Genomic DNA, 23,693 nt, shown 5'->3' with positions numbered 1-23,693 from the left:
TCCATTCGCCTGTGCTATTATTTTTTCGGTTATGGATGAGTCCTGGAGTTCTATTTTAATCAAGATTGCCATTGTCTTTCTGGTGGTATTAGCAAACGGGTATTTTGTGGCTGCCGAATTCGCGATGGTGACGGTTCGCCCGTCGCGTATCATCGCGCTTATTGAAGAAGGCAATAAATCCGCCAAAGCCGTCCAACATTTTCTTGATAATCTGACCGCATTTATTTCGACCTGTCAGGTCGGCGTAACCATCGCCAGCCTGGTGCTTGGCTGGTTGGGCGAAGAAACCTTTGCTCATCTGCTTGCGCCACAACTCGAAAAAATCATTCCGGCTGGCTTCCCCACCCTGCTTGCGGCGCACTCAATTGCCACGTTCCTCGCATTGGTCATTGTCACCTATTTTCATCTTTTGCTCGGCGAATATGTCCCGAAAGCCATTGCCCTTGAACGCGCCGAAAAGGTTGCGATTGCCGTGGCATTGCCGATGGCGCTATTTGAAAAAGTATTCAAACTGCCCATCTGGATGATCAATAAATCGGGCGATGTGACCTTGCGCCTGCTCGGATTGCATAAACTGGATGAACACGCCAAAGCTTATAGCGAAGATGAATTGCGCCATCTGATTGCTGCCAGTCAAAAAAGCGGTCACATTATCGAAGAAGAGCGCACCTTGATTGACAACGTTTTTGAATTCACCGAAGCCACAGTGGATTCGATTATGATACCGCGCACCGAAGTCGAGGCATTGGATGAAAAAATGACGCCGGTTGATATGCTCGCCACTTTTGAACGCATCGGCTATTCGAGAATGCCCGTGTATCGCGATTCGCTCGACAACGTGATTGGCATTCTGCTCTATAAAGATTTGAGCCGCGCGACGCGTATCGGCGAGATGGTTCGCCTCGAAAAACTATTACGACCCGCCGTTTTTTTACCCGACTCGATGAAGTTAAATGATGCGCTCGCCACGCTGCGGCGAACCAGCGCCCATATGGCGTTGATTGTCGATGAACACGGCGGCGTTGAAGGGTTGGTGACCATTGAAGACCTGCTCGAAGAAATCGTCGGCGACATCAGCGATGAACATGACGAAATGGCGGTCAAACAGATTGTCGAACAATCCGATGGCAGTTTAACCGTCAATGCCAGTATTTCTATCAAAGAAGCCAATCGCGCCTTGCATTTAAATCTGCCGGAATCCGACAACTACAACACGATTGCCGGGTTTATGATGGCGCGTGCCGGTAAACTCTTATCCAATGGAGAGACCATCGAATACAACGGTTTGCGTTTAACCGTACATGCGACCACACGCAATCGCATCACCGAAGCCCGCGTCGAACGCCTCACCCAGGAAGCCAAATCCTAATCAATGCCCGACACCCTCTTTATCATCAATCCAATCGCCAGTCGCGGCACTACCCTTTCAAAATGGCAATCTTTAAAACCCCGATTCATTAACGCAGGCATCACGTTTGAAGAATATTTGACTTCCGATTCCGGCGAAGCCTCACGAATTACCCGCCAAGCTCTCGCCAATGGATTTTCTAAAATCATTGCGGTCGGCGGTGATGGAACTTTGAATGAAATCATCAACGGTTATTTGCATGATTCAGGCAGTCCAATCAATCCACAGGCGAGCATCGGCTTACTCCCGTGCGGCACAGGTTCGGATTTTCGTCGTTCGGTCGGGTTATTAAACTCCCGTGATGCAGTAAACATCATTCTTCGCTCAAACACTCGTTTAATTGATGCGATGCGGGTGGCGTATCAAGACCGCCAAGGCAAAACGGTTTCACGCTTTGCTATTAATATTGTTTCTTTCGGTTTGGGTGGCGAAGTCGTAAGCCTCGTCAATGGCTGGCGAAATAAATTACCGGCGTGGGTTGGTGGCAAGCTTCGCTTTATTGCCGGGGCGATTGGCGTGCTCGGTCAATACCGCCTCAAACCGGTTAAAGTAATTTTTGAAAACGGCGAACAAATGCCAATCGACAGCAATTTGATTATCGTCGCCAACGGGCGCTTTGCCGGAAGCGGCATGATGTTTGCGCCGCAAGCCAAGCTTGATGACGGACTACTTGATGTCATTCTCACCAACTGCGCTTCGCGTTGGGACGTCGTCAAAGAATTGCCGCGCATTTTTCACGGTGGCTATTTAAAAAATCCAAGAGTCAGTGATTATCAAACCGCTGCGGTGACGATTCGTTGTAATGAAAAACTTGCTATTGATATTGACGGCGAAGCTGCCGGATTTGCCCCTGCGCAAATCTCCGTGCTGCCTTCGATAATTAAATTCATCTGCTAAAATTTAATTATCATGGCGAAATTCAAATCATCGAAAACCGTTTATGTTTGTCAAAATTGTGGAGCGCAACAGCCCAAGTGGATGGGCAAATGTCCCGATTGCGGCGAATGGAATTCGTTTGCCGAAGAAAAACCCGCACTTGCCAGTTCATCCACCTCGCCGCGCGGCGGCATGTTTCGACTTCAAGAAGCCAGAACTCAAGCCTATAGCGAAATCGAAAGTCAGGATGATGCGCGGCAACCTTCGGGCATCAGCGAATTCGATAGAGTTCTCGGCGGCGGCATCGTGCCGGGTTCGATTGTTTTAATCGGCGGAGACCCAGGGATCGGAAAGTCGACATTGCTGTTGGAGGTCTCTGATAAACTCTCGAAAAATTACGGCAAGGTTCTTTACGTTTCCGGCGAAGAGAGCGCCCGGCAAATCAAATTGCGCGGCGAACGGCTCGGCATCCAGGCGCAAAATCTTTATCTGCTCGCAGAGACTTGTCTTGAACGCATCTTTGAAGAGGTAGACCGCGTCGAACCGCAAGCCATTGTTGTCGATTCCGTGCAGACGGTATTTTCCATGAAGTTGGAATCCGCGCCCGGTTCCGTATCTCAGGTTCGCGAAGTTGCCGGACAGTTTTTAATGCTTGCGAAAAACCGCACCATTCCGGTCTTTCTCATCGGGCATGTTACCAAAGAAGGAGCCATCGCCGGACCGAAAGCTTTAGAACACATCGTCGATACGGTTTTATATTTTGAAGGCGAACGCCATCACAATCACCGCATTATTCGCGCGGTGAAAAACCGCTTTGGCGCAGCCAATGAACTCGGGGTGTTTGAGATGACCGGCAGCGGACTTGTGCCTGTACAAAATCCATCGGGATTATTTTTAAGCGAACGCCCCGAAGGCGCATCCGGTTCGGTGGTCACCGCCTGCATGGAAGGCACACGTCCATTGCTGGTTGAAATTCAGGCATTGGTTACCACTTCGCATTACGGCAACGGCAGGCGCATGACGCAAGGCGTGGATGCCAACCGCGTGGCGTTGTTGATGGCGATGATTGAAAAGCGTGTGGGAATGAATGTTTTGGGCGATGATGTGTTCGTCAATGTCGCGGGCGGCATAGCGATTGACGAACCGGCTGCCGATTTAGGGATTGTCGTGGCAATTGCTTCGAGTTTTCGCAATTTGCCAATCGACGCACACACCGCTGTGTTCGGTGAAGTCGGACTTGCAGGTGAAATTCGCGCCACCAGTCAAGCCAGCGTCCGCGTGCGCGAAGCCTATGCGATGGGCTTTAAACGGTGCGTGATTCCGCAAAGCAATTTAACCGGGTTGGAATACGACGACGGCATCGATGTCATCGGCATTCGTAATGTGGTGGATGCGCTGGATGTGGTTTTTTGATCAGCCCTATCTTCACAACGGTAAATAAGCGACGCGGTTGCTCCATTCATCAGGTTCAGACGCAAACCAAATTCACAACAGTTCTTCAACAACTGAAGCTATCGGCATTTCTTGAGAGACAATAAGCAACCCTGAACTGGTCTCTGTTTTGATAAATTCAGAGAAGTGCTGCGACATGGTTCGCTTATCATGAGAAACCAATACACGCCCTTCTTTTGCGGCTTTGTCAAGCACTTCTAAATCTGAGTCATGCCCAGTAGTTTTTGAAGTCTTTTTGAGCGATAGACTGGTAAAAGCCTTTTTTCAGGCATTTTCGCAATCAAGCGCCACAAATAATGCCGGAAATTTAGCTTTCTGTGTCCGAATTAATCGGAAATCCAAGTTTTGCCTCAAAGTGCCCGTGATTTGCGCCTTTTTCGTCATCGTATCATTTTTCCACTGGGCATGACTCAGCTTCTAAATCCGTCACTCCTTCCAGGTGAGCATCCGTAGCGGTTTGAAAATCAATCGTGGGTTCACGGCGCAATACAGCCGCAACAATCGCGTATTTGAGGTCTGCATCTGCCTGAAAGCGAATCTTCATAGCGCAGGAGTTTTCATATTTTTACGGGCATTTGCGAGTTTTTGATAAAACATCGGGTCAGACTGGCGGGCTTTATCACGCAATTTTTCAAATTCGATTTCGCCTTGGCTGATATATTCATCAATTTCGGCTTCATGTTCCAGATAAAACGTTATGGCTCCATAAACTTGTTTGAGGGTCAGTGTCGGAAACGATTGTGCAATCGTTTCGGGCGATTCGCCGTTCCAAAAGCCATAAACTATCGAGTCAAGAGAAACCCGACTGCCTGCGACTCTGTAGGCTCCGTTGATTTGTTCGACATATTGATTGCTCATAAAGTTTCTCCGTGAGAGATTATTCGAGACAATTGAGGAAGTTGTCAATCAAACTGACAAAGCCCAAATGAACAAACTCAAAACTGCCTTCATATTACCTGCGCTGCCTTTTTATAGTTGGCTCCGGGGTCAATCATTTATATGAGCGCCGGTTCGCAACTGTTCCCTGGATTCAATCCGGTCGGGTTGCTCATTCATTTGCCGTTTCAATTGATTTTCATTTTATGAGCTTATGGTTCACCTGCGGCGGGAAAAAATCATTGGTGAGAAATTAAAAAAGGGATGACACAGCCCCCGTTGCATCATCCCTATTTTTTCTTCTGTCTGTCGCTTCTTATAGAAATTTACGATGACCAACGCAGCCCCCGTTGCCTTGGTCACCGTGTATCTTTCTAAGCTACGCCGTTGATATTGGCAATGCGTGTGCCAGATGAGTGAGCAAGATAAGTGCTTTAATTTCAACGTTGCATTTTTACAAGATCGTTTCAACTTACAAATCTTGTCAGTGCAGGTGCCGCTTCTTGTAAGAATTTAATAATCGCCTTTGACAACCACCTGAAATTTTTGAGATTTTATAATTTCGGAGAGCAAGTTTTCACCGTCAGTGAAAATTTAATTCAACGAACAAAATTAAGAATGCGGCGCGGCGCAAAGCCCGTCACACATTTTTATTCATCTTCCGTGCATTTATCGTAACCAATAAAATCAAGCGCGCTATCCGCGAATAGATGCGAGCACAACAAACCTCACCAACCGGAGAACGAATATGAAACTCAGCTTAAAAAACCTGATGGGGGTCATCTGTTTTTGTCTGGCATTTCTGATGGCTTTATCGGTATTGACCCAGGCTGATGAAAAGCGCGTCAAGATGAAGAACCTGCCCAAAGCCGTTCAACAAACCATTGCCGAACAAAGCAAAGGCGCAACCGTCATTGAACTATCGCAGGAAAAAGAGCATGGGCAGATATTTTATGAAGTTGGCATGAAAATCGACGGGCATCATAAAGATGTGTTGATTGATGCCAACGGAGCAGTTGTTGAAATAGAAGAAGAGGTGGCATTGGATTCACTTCCCTCAGCAGTTAAAAGCGAAATCGAAAAACAGGCAGGACGCGGCAAAATCGTTATGGTCGAATCAATCACCAAAAACGGACAGCTCGTCGCCTACGAAGCCCACATCAAAAGTGGCAAAAAATCGCAAGAGTTCAAGGTCGATACCAACGGCCAAATCATCAAGGAGTAAAAACCAAAATAATGAGAGATAGGATGTGTAATATGAATGACAATAAAAGCAGACTAATGACGCGACGGCAGGCTTTGCTTTCCATTGCGGCACTTTCGGCGGGAACATTAATTAAACCTTCATCGGTTTTCTGTTCGCCGGTTAAGGATAAACTGCGATTTGCAGTTATCGGCGATTGGGGAACCGGTGACACAGACGCGATTAATACCGCAAAACAACTGATTACGGCGCATCAAAGCTCGGCGCTCGATTTTGTGATTTCAGCAGGCGATAACGTCTACCCGAACGGCAGCGGACGTTATTTCGCAAAATGTTTTGAACAACCCTTTTCCGAACTGGTCAAACAAAAAATCAAATTTTACGCGGTGCTCGGCAATCACGATGTTCGGGAAGGCCGCCAGGATCAATGCCAGTATCCGCTGTTCAATATGGGCGGGATGAATTTTTATAAGCTGGAAAAAGGCGCGGGGCTTGCGGACTTTTTTATGATCGATTCAACCGATTACGATGCGACGCAAGCCAACTGGCTGGAAACTTCGCTGCGCAATTCCAAAGCGCGATGGAAAATTGCCACGCTTCACCATCCGATTTATTCTTCCGGCAAACGTCACGGGTCGGACACCGGACTTAGAAAAAAACTCGAACCGTTGTTTACACGTTACGGCGTGAGCGTCGTGTTATCGGGTCACGACCATATTTATGAACGCACCAAAACCCAACAAGGCATTCAATATTTCGTTACCGGAGCCGGCGGCAAATGTCGTCGCGGCGATGTCGATTTGAAAAGCCCGTTTCGCGAAGTCAGCTATGACGAAGACAATCACTTCATGGTCATGGAAATTGACGATAAGCAAATCAGCTTTAAGGCAATCAGCGAACCCGGTCAGCTAATCGATAGCGGCATCATTCAGCAGGGATAAACCTTATCAATTTCGCGAATCACCTTTTCGGCGAACATAGGGGTGTCTTTTAAAAGACATCCCTATGTTGATTAATCTCCCATTTTTCTTTTCTTTCGGTTCCGGTATTTGGAATAATCTTTTCTGCGTAAGACGCCAGCCGAGCGAATTCAAAAGCGAACCACTCACCTGATTCATGAGTCGAGAAGAATTTTTAACCAAGCTATGGATTTGGCTTTCCCTCAGCGGATTTGCTCTGAGCGGCGCGACCTATTGCCTCTCTCGCGGAAGGCAAAAATGGGATAGGTTTGCCAGATACCTCTACACCTTCGCCTTCATTACTTTGGTCGTTCATGTTGGCTTCGCCTATCACCTTTATCATCATTGGAGTCAGGATGCGGTTTATCAAGAGACTGCCAGACAGACCGCAGAAATCTTTGGATGGAATTGGGGCGGCGGGTTATACGTCAACTATGCGTTTATGTTGGGCTGGCTGATTGATGTAATCTGGTGGTGGCGCGGGCTTGACACTTACCACGCGCGCCCGAAACTTTTAGCGGTTGTCTGGCAGGTCTTTCTGCTCTTTATCATTTTCAATGCCACGGTGGTTTTTGCGAGCGGCATCGTGCGCTGGCTTGGACTTGGGCTTTGCTTCACGTTATGCTTGCTGTGGTGGTTGACTTCAACGAGTCGAACATCGTACCAGCCAATGCGCCAAACAGGTGACCATTGAATACCGACACCAAATCTAAGGAATCGTTTTGATGAACTCTTTACCGGCGGAACTTTCCGCGCGACCCCTTCGCCCCACTCGCTTGCCCTTCTATTATGGTTGGGTGAATTTATCTGTTGCCGCGCTCGCAATGGTTGGCACGCTTCCGGGGCGAACGCAGGGACTCGGACTGATTACCGAGCCGTTGCTTAACGAATTGCGCCTGGATCGTCTGGTTTTTGCGCAAATCAATCTCTGGGCAACGCTCATCGGCGCGCTTTTTTGTATAGGCATCGGGCGACTGGTTGATCGGTTCGGCAGCCGCGTCGTGCTGACAACCGTTTCTCTATTCCTGAGCGCCGTTGTCCTCACCATGAGTAATATTCAAAGTGTAATTCTGCTCGCCGTCTTGATTACCTTGACACGCGGCTTCGGGCAGAGCGCGCTTTCGGTTGTGAGCATCACCATCGTCGGACAATGGTTTGTGCGCCGCATCAATCTGGCAATGGCGATTTACACGGTTTTATTAAGCATCGGTTTTATGATTGCTTTTCCGGTCGTCGGTACAGTCATTAGCCGCAATGGCTGGCGGGTTGCCTGGGCAGAAATCGGTCTGGCGTTATTGCTGGCGCTGACGCCTGCGAGTTGGTTACTGGTGCGTCGCACACCGGAATCCATCGGGCTTAAACTTGATGGCGAAAATAGAAATCAGAACCCTGTTGAAAATGAAAAAGCCGGTTTTACTTTACGGGAAGCACTGGCGACGCCCGCCTTTTGGGTCTTCGCTTTATCGAGTTCGGTTTATGGTTTAATCGCTTCGGGTATCGCCTTGTTTAACGAATCCATTCTTGCCGAGCGCGGATTTGATGCTTCGACCTACTATCGCACGCTGGTGATTACTGCACTAACGGCTCTGGCAGGTAATTTTCTTGGCGGCTGGCTCACATCAAAGTGGTCAATGCGGCGACTGCTCGCCGTAGCAATGGGTCTTTTGGCAAGTTCGCTTTTGGCTTTGCCACATCTGCAAAGCCAAACTCATGTCTTTTTTTATGCGCTGGTCATGGGCATGGCAGGCGGATTTGTCATCGTCATCTTCTTTGCCTTCTGGAGCCAGACTTACGGGCGAGCGCATTTAGGAAAGATTCAAGGGGCAGCGCAAGCCCTCACGGTACTGGCTTCGGCAATCGGTCCTTTACTGCTTGCCAAATGTGTCACGCAAACCGGCTCATACGCGATGATATTTTATCTCCTGGCAGCAATCGTCGCGGTTTTAGGACTAAGCGCGTGGTTTGTGGCGATTCCCTCGCTGGTTTCAGCATCACTTGAGAGTTCAAACTGAATGTCGGTTTTACAATGACTCGCATTGAATGAAGCAACCGATTCATGCACTCCTGGTGTGAGAGGTTTTTATTTATTGCAGTTTGCCAATGAATTTACTCAGCCTCTGTTGAGTGAGCGGTCAAAGAGCGATTGTTCAACTTATTAAATCGTATTGCAAACCGCTATAGAGGAAATGGGTCATTGGCTTTTAATATCCAGGCGCTATCGGGTTGGGTAAACCCGATTTTCGGATAGTAATTGACGGCTTTCGGCGCAGCTAACAAAATCAGGGTTGAACGCGCCCCCATTTTTTCTCGCGTCTTTTGAATCAACGCTACACCGATGCCTGAACGTTGATAACTTTCACGAACTGCCAAATCCGACATATACCCACAATAAGAAAAATCCGTCAGCGTGCGGGCAAACCCGACCAGCAAATCGCCATCCCACGCGGTCACGGTTAAATTTCCATGTCGAATCATGTCCGAGATAATCGCTTGGTCATCAATCGGTCTTCGCTCACCCAGGGTTGAAGCCTGCAAAAATTCAATCACTTCATCAACATTCAAATCATTACCATAGCGATAGGTGATCTGACTCATTGTGTGGCTCTCCTTCGATTTTTTTTCTTTACTCCATCATTGCTTATTTGGCGCGATGGTAATTACGAACTTCATCAGGAATGGCAATTCCCGATTTCAGGCGTTCATCAACGATTGGGTCGCCGGTTTGTAAACTTAAAGGCACAACCCCTGCCCAGACATTCAAATCGTAATCCGCTTCATCATCAATCGGTGGTCCCGTGCGAATTTTTGCCGACGCCTCGGTTAATGGAATCCTCAGTACGGTGGTGATTCGCATCTCGCTTTCATTGGGTTCGCGAACCGCTTCCCATCGACTTGGCACAATGTGATTGGTAAAGGCGCGCAACGCTGCCAGCTTTTCCTTTTCGTTTTCAACAAGGCTGGCTTTGCCAAATACTACCACCGAACGATAATTGAACGAATGATGAAATGCCGAACGCGCCAATACCAATCCGTCTATCAAGGTCACGGTTACACAAACCTCGATGCCTTCGCTTAAATTTTTGAGCATACGGCTTGCCGCCGAACCGTGGATGTAGAGTTGGTCATCAACCCGCGCATAGCCCGTCGGGATGACGAACGGTTGCCCCTCAACAACGAAGCCGACGTGACAGACAAACCCTTCATCAAGGATTGCATTAATCTTTTCCCGGTCATATTCGCCGCGTTTGGGCAGACGTTTTACTGTGGTTCTTGAGGTCGGTTCTATTCGTTCCATCAAATAATTCTCCTTTGCAAACGCATGGATTGTAAAACAAATTGGTATGGCGACAAGAGCCATTTTCAGATAAAGTGATGGTGCCAATTTTCAAGGTCAAATTTCCATGTCTAAAAGCGCCACAGCCTTACCGGTCACGTTCGCACTGAGTAGCGAATCGCCAATTCCGTTATACCGGCAACTTTATGATTGGTTGCGAAAAGCCATCCTTTCGGGACAACTACAAGCCGGAACCCGTTTGCAATCGACCAGAGAACTCGCCGCAGAACTCGGCGTGTCGCGCAACACCGTCTTGAATGCCTTTGAACAACTGCTTGCCGAAGGTTACCTCGAAGGGCAGGTCGGCGCGGGCACCTTTGTTTCCCATTCGCTCCCCGATGACATGCTGTTTACGACGCAGAAAAAATCCAAGGTTGTAGCGGTATCCAAACGCGGGCGGGCATTATCGGATTTCGGGGCAAAATTGACCAAGCCGTTGGCGTCAGATGCTTTGTCAAATCAAGCTACCGTTAAACCGTTTCGTCACGGGACGCCTGCGCTTGCTGAATTTCCCAAGAAAATATGGGCAAATTTATTAACCAAACATTGGCGCAAGCCGCCGCTTGAACTGTTGACCTATAACGATGCCGCCGGCTACAGCCCTTTAAGAGAAGCGATTGCCGATTATCTGCGAGCGTCACGGGCGGTTCGTTGTGAACCCGAGCAGGTGATTATCATCGCCGGAGCGCAACAAGGTTTGGACATCAGCGCCCGATTACTGCTCAATGCCGAAGACACCGCCTGGATTGAAGACCCGGGTTATCTGGGCGCGCGTTCAGCATTAATCAGTACCGGGGCTAAACTGGTTCCGGTGCCGGTTGACGATGAAGGCTTTGATGTCAATGAAGCCATCAAGCTTTCGGCGAAAGCCAAACTGGTTTACGTTTCGCCCTCGCATCAATACCCGCTCGGCGTCACCATGAGTTTGACGCGCAGGCTGGCGCTTCTCGAATGGGCTTCACGCGCAGGAGCCTGGATTATCGAAGACGATTACGATAGCGAATACCGTTATGCCGGGCGTCCGCTTGCTGCCTTGCAAGGGTTGGATAAAGAGGGGCGGGTGATTTATATTGGCACCTTCAGTAAAGTGTTATTCCCTGCGCTGAGGATTGGCTATGTGGTCGCGCCTCCCGACCTGATTGATGCCTTCACACGTTTACGAAATATTCAGAGCCGGTTTACCCCATCGATTGATCAGGCAGTGGTTGCCGATTTTATCAACGAAGGACATTTTCACAGACATCTGCGGCGGATGCGTATGCTCTATCGCGAACGGCAGGAAATCCTTCTTGATGCCATTCAACGTAATCTGAATGGGTTGATTGAAGCCCAATCACACGATGCGGGAATGCATGTGATTGGCTGGTTGCAAGGCGGATTAAGTGACCAATCCGTCGAAAACTTCATCGCTAAAGCGGGCATCTACGCGCAATCTTTATCTTCGCTTTGCCTACGCTACCCAAGACCCGCGGGGTTATTGATGGGATATGCCGGATACAATGAGAAACAACTGCGCGCCGCGGTTAGAAAATTGGCAGAGCTTTTATCGCGGGCGAACAAACCGCAAAGCGTTCGGAAATCCAATTAAACTGAAAAAGTTGCAGGCTTGCCGGAGCAGACAGAAAATTGTTTTCAGACAATGTTTAAATCAGATAGAAAAACTTTTATTTTTGGCTATAATGGGGATGTTTGGAGACCAAACGCTCCGACAAAACCGGCAGTTTTAGCCCGTCAACGCGATTTCAGAAAAAATTCTTATCTGCTGAAAAGCGCGTCTTTATCTGAACCCTGAAGGATTTGGGTTTATCTAAGCAGGACAGTTCGCTTCAGGATAATTTTGCTGTGGAAGAAATGGTGGTCTATGAACCACACCGGTTCTTTAACAATTTAATTTCAGTGACAGATAACGTAATGACGAATTCAGGGGTTAGGAGATTTCTGTTTTTAGGTTCTTTGAAAAGTATTCCTCACTTCTCATAAGTAATATTCATTCCTTCAGGATTACTTCTCATCATAAATAAATCTGACCTCTGTCTTTCGACCCCTAAATTTTCATCTTGTCACCCAACTACCGCTCTGGGGCACAAAACCTCAATGTCCGAAGGCGGTTGTTTGACGAACGGAGGTCTCAATGCGATTCGATGTTACTATTATTCGTATCGTCTTCATCGTTGCACTCGTGGGCGCCGGCTACTTTCTTAAACCCATTAACGGCTCACAGACTTCTTCGGTCGCCACAGGCGCAATCATTGCGCTGGCGATTATTTTCTTTGAAGCCCGTATCCGAAAAGCCAGTTTGAAAACACTCATCGGAGGGGCAGTGGGTTCGATTCTCGGCATCGCGGGTGCGACTCTAATTTGCTGGATCATCTCCTTACAACATTCTATTTCCGAAGAGTTCAAATCATTTTTAACCGTTGCCATCACCCTAATCATGGCTTATGTCGGTCTGGTTGTGGGAGCCGTCAAAGGCGATTATCTCGATTTGTCTGCGCTTGGCGGCATCTTTGTTGAAAAGGGACAGGGCAAAGCCGCGCCCTTGATTTTGGATACCTCGGTCATCATCGATGGTCGGGTCGCCGACATTGCCGATACAGGATTCCTGGCGGGCACTCTGGTTATTCCGCAATTCGTCCTTAAAGAATTACAGCAGATTGCCGACAGCGCCGATTCCAATAAACGCAATCGCGGGCGACGCGGACTCGACATTCTGCAACGCCTGCAAAAGAAAAAAGGCACCTTTGAAATTGTCATCAGTGAAGCCGATTACCCGGATGTTCGCGAAGTTGACCATAAACTGATCGAGCTTGCCAAACAGATTGAAGGTAAAATCGTCACCAACGATTTCAACCTGAATAAAGTCGCACAACTCAGGGGCGTTCAGGTGCTCAATATCAACGAACTGGCGAATGCCTTAAAGCCTGTAGTGCTGCCGGGCGAACTCATGCGCGTCTATGTCATGAAAGAGGGCAAGGAGTATAATCAAGGAGTTGCCTACTTGGATGATGGCACGATGGTTGTCATTGATAACGCACGCCGGATGATTGGCAAGAACGTTGATGTCGCAGTGACCTCGGTTTTGCAGACCACGGCAGGCAAAATGATTTTTGGTCGCTTTAATGAAGATGGACGCGCTACGGTTCGCGAAGAAGTGAAAGCGCCGACTGTCCCGAAACAAATTCGCACAGGTGAGTGAACGCAAAATCAACACAGTCATAATCCCGGCAGCCGGTATCGGTTCGCGCATGCATGCAGACCGCGCCAAGCAGATGCTTGAACTGGTCGGTGTGCCTTTGCTGGTTCACACCCTCAGACGCTTTGAAGACTCGGATGCGGTTGACCAGATTATTCTGGTGTTGCAACCGAGTCTGACCTCCGAAGTGCTCACCTTGCTTTCGCGTTACAACATCAAAAAGATTGCCCGCGTCGTCGGTGGCGGAGCCGAACGTCAGGATTCGGTGTATCAAGGTTTGCAGGTGGTGCGCGAAAGCACTGCCGGCATTGTGCTCATTCACGATGCCGTCCGTCCGTTTGTGCGTCCCGAAGAGATTAAACAGGTCGTTCAGCGAGCCGAATCGAAGGGCGCAGCCATTTTGGCAACCGCCAGCGTCGATACCATCAAACAGGTCAAGCAATCAACGATTCGCAGGACATTGGATAGACGCTATATCTTTCAGGCACAAACACCGCAGGCGTTTCAATATGCGATTATCAAAGAAGCGCATGAACGCGCCAAGGCTGAAGGCTTTCGCGGCACGGATGATTCCCAACTGGTCGAACGCATCGGACAAAAGGTATCGGTTGTTGAAGGCTCGCCAATCAACATCAAAATCACCCGACCTTTTGATTTAAAGATTGCCGAAGTCATTCATCGAGAATATTTCGGATGATAAAATCTCACCGGATATTTCAGCAAAAGGAGGACGACCGATGAGCTTCCTGAATAAAAATCTCACGCAAACGACATCGTGGGATAGCGTCATTCAACTTATTCTTGTTTTATCGTTTTTACCTTATATTCCGGTTTTAATCAGTTCTTATGGGGCTGCAATTATTTTAAGTATGTTGATAACCTTGTTGGAATTTGCAGTTTTTATTTACGGATATAAACAAGGCGAAGATACAGGCGAAATAAAAATTGCCCTGCTCATCGCCTCACTTCCCGCAAGCTTTTTTTATACATGCTTCATTCTTTACTGGTTTATTATTCGGGGTTTATTTGGAGGAACGCCTGATTTTTAACGGCAATTCTGACTTCTGACTCCTGACTTCTGAATTCTTTTTCACATTATGCGCATTGGCATCGGATACGACATTCATCGTCTGGTTGAAGGACGCAAGCTGATTTTAGGCGGCGTCGAGATTCCTTTTGACAAAGGCTTGCTCGGACATTCGGATTCCGATGTCTTGACGCATGCGATTTGTGATGCGCTTTTGGGAGCCGCAGCCCTTGGTGACATCGGTTCGCATTTTCCCGACAGTGACCCGCGCTTTAAGGGGGCTTCGAGTTTGGATATGCTGGCGCATGTGGTTAGTTTAATTGCACAACTGGGCTATCGCATTGCGAACATTGATTCAACGATTATTGCGGAAAAACCCAAACTCGCGCCTTATATTCAAACGATTCGCCAGCAACTCGCCACCGTCTTAAAAATCGAACTCCATCAAATCAGCGTCAAAGCCAAAACCAATGAAAAGCTTGATGCAGTGGGGCGCGGCGAAGCCATGCAGGCACAGGCTGTTGCCTTGATTGCGTTGATTTGAGTGCGATAGTAAATAATAATGAGACGCGAATCAGTCAATCGCAAAATGGAGGCAAGCAATGTTTAATACATACAAAGCGACGCTCACCGGCAAACACATCGAATGGCAAGGCGAGGCTCCGGACTTTCTGGAGAAAGAAAACCCTGTGGATGTTTTGTCACTATTCTCAAAGAATCAGATTTAGCGAAAAAATCCAACGGAATGAAAATGGCGGAGGCTTTAGAACGGCTTGCTGAAATCAGTTTATCGAGCAAATTGGGTTTGTTGATTCCTATTATCGAAGCTGGGCAAAATTAGAATTTGCTGTCTTACGCGATGAAATAGAAAAAACTTAGCATTTTTGTTGTTTTTTTCCGAACCTCGTTAAAATCAGCTTGATGACCGAAAACAACCGAGGAATTTTTGCACCCTTGATTGGCGATGGGCGTCCGTTACTCTGGTTCACCGGTTTGATGTTGATGCTTTCGGGCATCGGCGCGATTTTTATTGCCGCCACCGGTCATTTCCTTCCCCAGGATGTTCAATATCTCGGTATGACCGCAAGTGAGCTTTGCCAACTGCATCAATGTCGCATCGTTCATTTTATGATTCACGACCGCGTCTCGTGGGGCGGGTCGCTGGTTGCTATCGGTTCGCTTTATATGTGGATGGTCAGCTTTCCCTTGAAAAGACAAGCGGCGTGGAGTTGGTGGGTGTTTTTAATTACTGGCATTCTCGGTTTCGGGAGTTTCCTCGCCTATCTCGGATATGGCTATCTTGATTCCTGGCATGGCGTTGCGACGCTTGCGCTACTGCCGATTTTTCTAACCGGTTTGCTGCGCTCTCGCGCAACCTTACCACGCGATGAAATGTTTAAAACCATTTTTAAACCCGCGATAAAAATCAATGTGAAGACCCGCGAAGGAATGGGACGCTTGCTGTTGCTGTTTACAGGGCTTGGAATGATTGCCGCCGGAGCGACGATTTTAATTGTCGGAATGACGGCGGTATTCGTGCCGCAGGATTTAAGCTTTATGAAGGTCACTGCCGAAGAGTTACGCGCCATCAATGAGCGACTGGTGCCGCTTATTGCCCATGACCGCGCAGGGTTTGGCGGCGGCATCTGTACCACCGGACTCGCGGTTTTATTTTGCGTCTGGTGTGGCAAATCTTCGCGAAATCTCTGGCAGGTGCTCTGTCTTGCGGGGACGGTGGGGTTTGCCACCGCCATCGGCATTCACCCAATCGTCGGCTATAATGATTTTGTTCATCTGGCTCCCGCGATGATTGGCGCGATAACTTTTCTGGTCGGCATCACACTCTGTTATAAACCGATGGTTATCGAACGCCACCAATAAATTCTCGAAGGAGTAGCAATGAAAAAAAGAGTTTTCATATTCAGCCTGCTTGTTTCTCTGTTCCTGGCGATTTTCTTTTTAAGCTTGCCTGAAACTCATTCGATTGAATCTGCCAACGTCGCTTTGCAGGCTCCCGAAATCACCGGCTACCGGAAGTGGCATCGCGTCACCGACAAGCCCGTAAAACTCGACGCGCAAATCGCCGTAATGTGCGCCCCGGCATCGGCTGCAAAACTCAACATCAGCCTGCACGCCGAAAAATATATCAATGTCTTCGTCAATAACACTGGCAAACAAATTTTATTGAATGACTGGTCGGCGTCGTTTCCGCAAGGTTCGATGATTGTCAAAGAGAAAATGCCCGATGCAACCACCACCCAACCCGAACTATTAACCGCGATGATTAAACGTGAAGCGGGATTTAATCCGCCAAGCAATGATTGGGAATTTCTGGTATTGAGTGGCGACGGAAAACAAGTGATTGAACGGGGCAATCTGCAAAAATGTATCACCTGTCATCTGGCTGTGCGCCAGCAGGATTTGGTCTATCGCAACTATCTGAAGACCGTCCGCATTCGTTAATTTTTTTCATTGTCGGATTGACGTTAGTCTGATCGGATGAAATCCTATTGCCTCAGTATTCCTTTATTCATCGGGAAAAATCATACAGTTAAGGAAATTCATGAGAGCCGTAGATATTATCGAAAAAAAGCGTGATGGGATGGAACTCTCACGCGAAGAAATCAGTTTCATCGTTCAAGGTTACACACGTGGAGAAGTGCCCAATTATCAGGTCTCCGCTTTATTGATGGCAATTTTTCTGCGCGGCATGACCACAGCCGAAACCGTCGCGCTCACCCACGAAATGCTTTATTCGGGCATTGTCGTGGATTTATCTTTCTTGGGTCGCCCCCGCGTAGATAAGCATTCAACCGGTGGCGTAGGCGATAAAACCTCGCTGGTGATTGCCCCGGTGGTGGCAGCGGCGGGCGTGCCTGTGCCGATGATTTCAGGACGTTCGCTTGCCCATTCCGGCGGCACCCTCGATAAACTCGAATCAATTCCCGGATTCAATGTCAATTTGTCGCTTGATGAATATAAACGCGGGCTTGAGCGCGTCGGCTGCGCCCTCATTGGACAAACCGCAGAGATAGCGCCTGCCGATAAAAAACTTTATGCTTTGCGCGATGTGACGGCGACGGTTCCCTGCCAGCCGCTTGCTGCCGGTTCGATTATGAGCAAGAAACTGGCGGAAGGCATCACCGGGTTAGTTCTGGACGTTAAAACCGGAAGCGGCGCATTTATGAAGACCGAAGCCGAAGCCGTGTCATTGGCACGACTGATGATTGACCTGGCAAAGGGTATGGAAAAAGAAGCGGTCGCCTTAATCACCGATATGAATCAACCGCTCGGACGATTGGTCGGCAATTCATTGGAAGTCATTGAATCGTTCGATACTTTGAAAGGCGAGGCTCCCGAAGATTTCAACACGCTTTGCCGCGAATTATCGGCTGAGATGTTGCTGTTAGGGCGCGTGGCGACGGATTTGGAAAACGGGCGAGCGATTTACGATGAGATGATTTCATCGGGCAAAGCTTTGGAAAAGATGCGTGAGATTATTGCCTTTCAAAACGGCAACCCCGCAGCCGTTGATGATTATTCATTGCTGCCGCAATCCACAAACCAAAAGCCGGCGGTTGCGCAACGCAGCGGCTTCGTTCAGGCAATTGACACGCGCGTTGTCGGTCATGCGTCGATGCTGCTCGGCGCAGGGCGTCTCAGGATGGACACGCCGATTGATTTGGGCGTTGGCTTAAAAGTGGACGCGAAAATCGGCGACGAAGTAAATGCCGATTCGCCATTGGTGACCTTATATTACAACGATGGTTCGATGATTGACGAAGTCACGCGAATTATTCAACAGGCTTACACCATCGGGGAAACGCGCGTTGAACCACCTGTGTTAATTAAACAGGTGTTGCGTTGAGGTAATAATTTCAACTGCATTTGACGCGAGTTTACAAACGCGCCCATCGCTCATACAATCAACCCTCAACCCTATCTTCAGTGGAAGAAATCAATCTTTTGGAGACATTCGATGAACTCAAAAATTAATCGCAGAAAATTTATTAAAACCAGCGCCGTTATCGGCACCGCCGCAAGCCTCAGTCCGAATCTCATGCTTACAGGGCATGCGCAAAGCAAAGGCACTCGTCCGCTCATTGTTTCAAGTACAAACGGCTTGGAAGCCATCAAAACCGGCATGCAGATGTTAAAAGCCGGAAAAGACACGCTCGATGCGGTAATCGCATCCGTCAACATCGTTGAAGATGACCCGAAAGATATGTCTGTCGGATACGGCGGACTTCCCAACGAAGAAGGCGATGTTGAATTGGATGCCAGCGTCATGCACGGACCGACGAAACGCGGCGGCGCGGTAGCTTCGATTCGTTACATCAAGAATCCTTCCAAGGTTGCGAAACTGGTGATGGAGCGCACAGACCACATGTTGTTGGTCGGCGAAGGCGCCTGGCGTTTTGCTTTTAAACACGGGTTCAAAAAAGAAGAATTGCTCACCGAAGAGGCGCGGTTAATCTGGTTGCAATGGAAAGAGATGATGAGCGATAGAGACGCCTGGGGACCTGGGCTTGCCGCGCCCGATTCTGAAAAGATGAGTATTTTAAAAGAGACGCGCCCGGATTTAATCGGTCTGGCAACCGAAATGATTGCCCATCCGCCAACCGGCACGATTAATTGTTTGGCGGTCAATGAACGCGGCGACATTTCGGGGACGACGACGACCAGCGGTCTGGCTTTTAAGATACCGGGTCGCGTCGGTGATTCGCCAATCGTTGGCGCGGGTTTGTTCGTTGATAACGAAGTCGGCGCGGCGGGTTCGACAGGTCGCGGCGAAGAGAACATCAAAATCTGCGGCGCGCACACCATTGTGGAGATGATGCGTAAAGGGATGTCGCCGACGGATGCCTGCCTTGAAGCCTGCAAACGGGTTTCAAAAAGCTATAACGACAACAAAGCGAAACTCAGCAAATTCGGCATCAATTTTTATGCGCTTAACAAAGCTGGTGAATACGGCGGCGCAACGCTGTGGGGATATTCAATCAACAGCAAAGGCGAACGTCGTCGCGCCACGATGGCAGTTCACGACGGCAAAGAAAGCCGCTTGCATGAATTGGCATATGTATACGAAATTGCAGAAAAGTAGCCTTTACGACAATCCAATGATGCGGGGGTAAATCAAAGATAGCACTTGGGAGAGCCTATGGCGAACGAAGAAATCATCACGGCAATGAAAGTAATGCTCGATGGTTTTAAAGATGATTTTCGATATGAATTGAGGGCTGTCGAACAACGTCTCAACGACAAAATCGATTCCGTCGAACAACGTCTCAACGACAAAATTGATGGTGTACAACAGCAATTGAACGATAAGATTGATTTGGTTGAACAACAACTGAGCGATAAGATTGATTCGGTTGAGCAGCAACTGAACGATAAGATTGATGGTGTACACTTTGAAGTAAAAGCTATTTCCCAGGCGGTGATTGAAACCAGTCGCAAAGTCAAACGCATCGAAGAAGACGAACTTCCCAGAATTGCAGCCTTGGAAACGCGGGTTGACCGCATTGAAAAATCATCTTCTTAAATTCAAAATAATCACGATGAAAAAAATAACCGTTGCGATTTTTTTAGGTTTGAGTCTGTTGCTTCCGGCATGCAAAGGCACACGCGATGAAGCGGGCGGCAAGTTGCGCGTCGGCATCGTCTTCGACATCGGCGGCAAAGATGACAAATCGTTCAATGCCGCCGCCTGGGAAGGCGTCAAACGCGCCAAAGAAGAGATGCCTGATAATGTCTTCTTGCGCGATGTCGAACCCGGAGAGCCGACTTCGATTGAACCGTCGATGCGCGCTTTTGCCGAACGCGGTTACGATTTGATTATCGGCGTAGGCTTTGCGCAAGCCCCTATCATGGAGAATGTCGCCAGAGACTATCCCAATTTAAAGTTCGCGATTATCGATGGGGTGATTGATACGCCGAATGTCGCTTCGTTGATTTTTAAAGAACACGAAGGCTCTTTTCTGGTTGGTGTCATTGCCGGGAAAGTTACCAAAACCAACAAACTCGGATTCGTGGGCGGCATGGATATTCCGCTGATTCATCGTTTTGCCGAAGGCTACAAAGAGGGCGCGAAATACGCCAATCCGAAAGTCGAAGTCTATGAAAACTATGTCGGCATCAATGATGGCGCCTGGAACAATCCCGGCAAAGGTAAGGAACTGGCGACCGCGCAATTTGAACGCGGCGCGGATATTGTGTTTCAAGCGGCGGGCAATTCCGGTCTTGGCGTATTCGATGCGGCAGAAGACCGCAGCAAACAAACTGGCGGCGAAGCGAAATATTTCGCCATCGGCGTGGATGCCAACCAGAACTGGGTCAAGCCGGGATTCATTTTAACCAGTATGATGAAACGCCTCGACAACGCGGTGTATTTGATTGTGAAAGATTTGGTGAACGGCAAATTCACCGGCGGGCTGCACATCTACGGCTTAGATAACGAAGGCGTCGGCTACGCGCTCGACCAATATAATGAACCGTTGATTCCCAAAACCGTTCTCGAAGAAGTCGAACAAGCCAAACGCGACATCGTCGCCGGTAAAATCAAAGTCACCGATGCGATGGCGAAGTAGCATCAACCCGTCAAACAACAAGCCAAAGGGCGAAGCAACTTATGACGCGGCTTTGCCCTTTGGCTTGTTGGCATCTCTTTATTGGCAAATCAGAGATTTTCCTACATTTTCTATTACAGCATATTCTGGGTTGCGCATTTTTTCCGAGCAAGCATCAGGGTTGATAAATTAAAACCAGTCGAGGAGCGAGATTGGCGTTGCCCGCAAGTGTCGCCCCTTCGCGCGAATAGTAGCGCACTTGTCCGTTTTGCCCTTCAGCTTGCTTTTTAATCAACCATCCATAATCGGCTCCGGCTTGCATATCAGCCAGGACATTCCAACTCACATCGCCCATTTGGTTATTGATATGCAGAATGCTTGAAGCCGTCGCCGAAGCAAAACTGCCGCCGTTCCAAGGCGAAACGCAGTCATCATTTTGATTGTTGATGTTGCTATCCTTGGCGCATTTCCAAGTTGCGCCTTCGCCGGTGCCGCGAAAACCTTGACCGCCACCGACCATCACATCATTGCGCCCGTTGCCCTCCGTCCAATCGGCAAGCAACCGATGCGCATCCACCAAACGTCCGGTGGTTCCCCAATTATCGGAGTTTTCAGCGATGTTCAGGATGAGGTTTGCAGATTGCAATCCATCGGTTGAAATGCCTGATAGATTGAACCTGACAATCACACGATTATGCCCGGAACTTTGAATCCGCAATCGTTCATTCGCGCCTTCATTGGTATTGTCCGCGCCATCTCTGAGGAAGTTGTCGGCAACGGCGAGGAGCGTGCCGGAGATTACAATTTTGAAGGTACAACTCGTTTGATTATTTGCCCCATCGGTTGCTGTGCAAGTGACGGTGGTAATGCCTAACGGAAATGTTGAACCGGAAGATGGTGAACAAACCACTGTCGGTATACCGGCGTTATCATTGGCTGTAGGCGGCGGGTAGGTTACGGCCAACGAACTTTCCCCTGAAGCCGCAGTGGTGACAAGGTTTGCTGGACAGACGATTGAAGGGGGCTGGGTGTCATTGCAGTTTTCGACGACAGTCAAAATTTGATTGGCTGCAACATTGGTAAGTGTTTGTGTACATCCCGAAGTCCAGCGAATCTCAATTTCATCAATGATATTGGCGCTGTCGAGTCCGAAATGCAGGCGATGACTCTGAATTCCCGTTGTCCACGACCCTGGAATGTTATGTTGGCGATATTGTCTGTGGGTTCCGGTTCGCAACATAATTCGCGCGCCTATGCCATCGTGATTGCTTGTCGTCCCTACCAGGTTCAGAGATAGCCAATGGCTGTCTGTGAGGTTGTTACGATAGAGCCGATTAGCACCAATGCCGTTGTACCCCATGAAAATATCGCGGTCGCCATCATTTTCCAGATCGAAGGCAAACATTGAATTTCGGTGACTCTGTCCCGACAATCCCGCTGTTGTAGTAATATCAGCAAAGCCAGGAACAGTATTTTCAACCAATAGATTCTGGTACAAAAATGATGGGTCATTACTGCCACCACCATTGAGTAGATCAATATCGCCATCGTTGTCATAATCACTCCAAACTATTTCATATCCCCCATCAATCGGGCTGGTCGCGCCTAAAGCGTTGGGTTGTTCGGTGAAACTCAACACACCAGTTTCAACAAAGTTATTTTTGTAAAGCAGATTTGCTGTAAAGAATCCCAGATTGAAATAAATATCCATGTCACCGTCATCATCATAATCGGCAAACTGCGCGTGAGTAGCTTGATAGAGCGATCTTGGCAAACCTACAGCCACGGTTTCATCCTGCAAAACGGCATTGCCCGTCGGGATGAGAAGATTTCGATAAAAGTTATGATAAGAAGTATAGTTCTTGTCATTGATCACATAGAGGTCTACATCACCGTCGTTATCAACATCGCTCCAGTGCAAACTGGAAGCGGTGATGGCATTCTGGTCAATTCCTGCAACGATAGACACATCTGTAAACAATGGGGTACCGGTTTCCTTGAGATGGTTTTTGAGAAGCAATAAAGTGCCAGGAAAACGATTAGCCAGCAAATCTAAATCGCCGTCGTTATCATAATCTGCCCAGGACGCTAGATAGAATAAGTTTATAGGCTCGGAAATTGTTTGCATCACCGAAAGGATTGGGCTTCCTGAGCCAACCTGATTATTGCGATAGAAGATCAGTTTAGCTGGGTTACTGGTTCCCAAAACCGCATCTAAATCGCCATCGTTATCGAAATCGCCCCAAGTGCTGAATCGAACATCCTGCGCTTGCACACTCGATAGATCAACCCACAAATCCGTTACATCGTTGAAGGTGCCGTCGCCGTTGTTATGAAACAGTTTTAACGTATTCCCGGTGACGGATGGTAAATACCCAACCAAAATCAGGTCTTCTAATCCATCGCTATCAAAATCTGCCACGCTTGACCCGTTAGCATCAGTTGGTTCGGTTATCCCTGCACTTGCCCCAATTTCTGTAAATGTTAAGGAAGCTGAGGCGCTGCTTGGTTTGATTACGCCACAAATCAACACGACAGTGAAAGAAAATACTAAAACCATTAACAGGCTTTTACTGAACACACGTATATCCATAATCCCTCCTTTTGGTTCATTTGAGTGTAGGCTTGTAAGCCTTATCTGAGACGGTTTCTACTGTTTGGCAACTGTGAATTGGTCGCTATCTCAGTTGCAATTGTGGAATTATTTTTTTCCTGAACATTAAGTGATAATGAAGACACGCTCTCAACCACTATTGAATATGCTCCCCTTGTGGAGTGCCAGCTCTCACCTTACA

The 23,693-nt window shown here is 48.3% G+C and carries 24 protein-coding genes; 19 read left to right on the top strand and 5 right to left on the bottom strand.

Annotated features, from left to right (window positions below; translation table 11 throughout):
* The first annotated feature begins 31 nt into the window (after nt 1-31).
* Genes AB1757_11295 through radA form a run of 3 tightly spaced genes read left to right on the top strand, consistent with a single transcriptional unit; the run spans nt 32 to nt 3,697 of the window.
* On the top strand, nt 32-1,369 hold the full coding sequence (locus tag AB1757_11295) for a hemolysin family protein (protein MEW6127611.1): 1,338 nt from the start codon (nt 32-34) through the stop codon (nt 1,367-1,369).
* Between the two features lie 3 nt (nt 1,370-1,372).
* Nucleotides 1,373-2,305, top strand: coding sequence for a diacylglycerol kinase family protein (locus AB1757_11290; protein MEW6127610.1), 933 nt, complete (start codon nt 1,373-1,375; stop codon nt 2,303-2,305).
* 12 nt (nt 2,306-2,317) lie between these two features.
* Nucleotides 2,318-3,697 (top strand): DNA repair protein RadA, encoded by a 1,380-nt coding sequence (radA, locus tag AB1757_11285; GenBank protein MEW6127609.1) that lies wholly within the window; start codon nt 2,318-2,320, stop codon nt 3,695-3,697.
* A 427-nt stretch (nt 3,698-4,124) separates the two neighbouring features.
* On the opposite strand, the gene AB1757_11280 is transcribed toward radA, so the two are convergent.
* A complete protein-coding gene (locus AB1757_11280; protein ID MEW6127608.1) occupies nt 4,125-4,280 on the bottom strand; it encodes a hypothetical protein in 156 nt (51 codons plus the stop codon).
* Entirely contained in the window at nt 4,277-4,594 is a 318-nt protein-coding gene (locus AB1757_11275; protein MEW6127607.1) for a DUF433 domain-containing protein, read from the bottom strand. The genes AB1757_11280 and AB1757_11275 overlap by 4 nt, the downstream gene beginning before the upstream one ends.
* A 766-nt stretch (nt 4,595-5,360) precedes the next feature.
* On the opposite strand from AB1757_11275, the gene AB1757_11270 reads away from it, so the two are divergent.
* The 4 genes from AB1757_11270 (at nt 5,361) to AB1757_11255 (ending at nt 8,787) form a co-directional block, all read left to right on the top strand.
* Nucleotides 5,361-5,837 carry a PepSY domain-containing protein gene (locus AB1757_11270; protein ID MEW6127606.1) on the top strand — a complete coding sequence of 159 codons (477 nt, stop codon included), beginning with the start codon at nt 5,361-5,363 and terminating at the stop codon, nt 5,835-5,837.
* A gap of 32 nt (nt 5,838-5,869) precedes the next feature.
* Nucleotides 5,870-6,757 carry a metallophosphoesterase gene (locus AB1757_11265; protein ID MEW6127605.1) on the top strand — a complete coding sequence of 296 codons (888 nt, stop codon included), beginning with the start codon at nt 5,870-5,872 and terminating at the stop codon, nt 6,755-6,757.
* Between the two features lie 175 nt (nt 6,758-6,932).
* Nucleotides 6,933-7,469 carry a hypothetical protein gene (locus tag AB1757_11260; protein MEW6127604.1) on the top strand — a complete coding sequence of 179 codons (537 nt, stop codon included), beginning with the start codon at nt 6,933-6,935 and terminating at the stop codon, nt 7,467-7,469.
* Nucleotides 7,470-7,500: 31 nt separating this feature from the next.
* Complete coding sequence (locus AB1757_11255; protein MEW6127603.1) at nt 7,501-8,787, top strand: MFS transporter; 1,287 nt, start codon at nt 7,501-7,503, stop codon at nt 8,785-8,787.
* Nucleotides 8,788-8,950: 163 nt separating this feature from the next.
* Here the strand turns inward: AB1757_11255 and AB1757_11250 are convergent, their stop codons facing one another.
* Nucleotides 8,951-9,370: a GNAT family N-acetyltransferase gene (locus AB1757_11250; GenBank protein ID MEW6127602.1), complete on the bottom strand. Its 420-nt coding sequence runs from the start codon at nt 9,368-9,370 to the stop codon at nt 8,951-8,953.
* Between the two features lie 43 nt (nt 9,371-9,413).
* Nucleotides 9,414-10,073 (bottom strand): pyridoxamine 5'-phosphate oxidase family protein, encoded by a 660-nt coding sequence (locus AB1757_11245; GenBank protein MEW6127601.1) that lies wholly within the window; start codon nt 10,071-10,073, stop codon nt 9,414-9,416.
* Between the two features lie 103 nt (nt 10,074-10,176).
* Between AB1757_11245 and AB1757_11240 the strand changes: the two genes are divergently transcribed.
* From AB1757_11240 to AB1757_11185, 12 genes are all read left to right on the top strand, one after another.
* Entirely contained in the window at nt 10,177-11,697 is a 1,521-nt protein-coding gene (locus AB1757_11240; protein ID MEW6127600.1) for a PLP-dependent aminotransferase family protein, read from the top strand.
* Between the two features lie 543 nt (nt 11,698-12,240).
* Nucleotides 12,241-13,305, top strand: coding sequence for a PIN domain-containing protein (locus AB1757_11235; protein ID MEW6127599.1), 1,065 nt, complete (start codon nt 12,241-12,243; stop codon nt 13,303-13,305).
* Nucleotides 13,298-13,999: a 2-C-methyl-D-erythritol 4-phosphate cytidylyltransferase gene (ispD, locus tag AB1757_11230; protein ID MEW6127598.1), complete on the top strand. Its 702-nt coding sequence runs from the start codon at nt 13,298-13,300 to the stop codon at nt 13,997-13,999. Before AB1757_11235 ends, ispD begins: the two co-directional genes overlap by 8 nt.
* Nucleotides 13,965-14,351 (top strand): hypothetical protein, encoded by a 387-nt coding sequence (locus AB1757_11225; protein ID MEW6127597.1) that lies wholly within the window; start codon nt 13,965-13,967, stop codon nt 14,349-14,351. Before ispD ends, AB1757_11225 begins: the two co-directional genes overlap by 35 nt.
* Before the next feature lie 48 nt (nt 14,352-14,399).
* Complete coding sequence (gene ispF, locus AB1757_11220) at nt 14,400-14,873, top strand: 2-C-methyl-D-erythritol 2,4-cyclodiphosphate synthase (GenBank protein ID MEW6127596.1); 474 nt, start codon at nt 14,400-14,402, stop codon at nt 14,871-14,873.
* A 58-nt stretch (nt 14,874-14,931) separates the two neighbouring features.
* A complete protein-coding gene (locus AB1757_11215; protein ID MEW6127595.1) occupies nt 14,932-15,057 on the top strand; it encodes a hypothetical protein in 126 nt (41 codons plus the stop codon).
* Between the two features lie 193 nt (nt 15,058-15,250).
* On the top strand, nt 15,251-16,210 hold the full coding sequence (locus tag AB1757_11210; protein ID MEW6127594.1) for a hypothetical protein: 960 nt from the start codon (nt 15,251-15,253) through the stop codon (nt 16,208-16,210).
* An 18-nt stretch (nt 16,211-16,228) separates the two neighbouring features.
* Nucleotides 16,229-16,792 carry a cytochrome P460 family protein gene (locus AB1757_11205; GenBank protein ID MEW6127593.1) on the top strand — a complete coding sequence of 188 codons (564 nt, stop codon included), beginning with the start codon at nt 16,229-16,231 and terminating at the stop codon, nt 16,790-16,792.
* Between the two features lie 100 nt (nt 16,793-16,892).
* A complete protein-coding gene (locus tag AB1757_11200; protein MEW6127592.1) occupies nt 16,893-18,197 on the top strand; it encodes a thymidine phosphorylase in 1,305 nt (434 codons plus the stop codon).
* Nucleotides 18,198-18,308: 111 nt separating this feature from the next.
* Nucleotides 18,309-19,433, top strand: coding sequence for a N(4)-(beta-N-acetylglucosaminyl)-L-asparaginase (locus tag AB1757_11195; protein ID MEW6127591.1), 1,125 nt, complete (start codon nt 18,309-18,311; stop codon nt 19,431-19,433).
* Between the two features lie 57 nt (nt 19,434-19,490).
* Nucleotides 19,491-19,874, top strand: coding sequence for a hypothetical protein (locus AB1757_11190; GenBank protein ID MEW6127590.1), 384 nt, complete (start codon nt 19,491-19,493; stop codon nt 19,872-19,874).
* Between the two features lie 16 nt (nt 19,875-19,890).
* Nucleotides 19,891-20,919, top strand: a complete 1,029-nt coding sequence (locus AB1757_11185; protein ID MEW6127589.1) for a BMP family ABC transporter substrate-binding protein — start codon at nt 19,891-19,893, stop codon at nt 20,917-20,919.
* 154 nt (nt 20,920-21,073) lie between these two features.
* On the opposite strand, the gene AB1757_11180 is transcribed toward AB1757_11185, so the two are convergent.
* Nucleotides 21,074-23,491 carry an FG-GAP-like repeat-containing protein gene (locus tag AB1757_11180; protein MEW6127588.1) on the bottom strand — a complete coding sequence of 806 codons (2,418 nt, stop codon included), beginning with the start codon at nt 23,489-23,491 and terminating at the stop codon, nt 21,074-21,076.
* Between the last annotated feature and the right edge of the window lie 202 nt (nt 23,492-23,693).

The sequence above is a fragment of the Acidobacteriota bacterium genome, assembly GCA_040754075.1.
Classification (GTDB): domain Bacteria; phylum Acidobacteriota; class Blastocatellia; order UBA7656; family UBA7656; genus JBFMDH01.
Note: the sequence above shows the minus strand (reverse complement) of the source record. Positions and strands in the feature narration are given on the sequence as shown.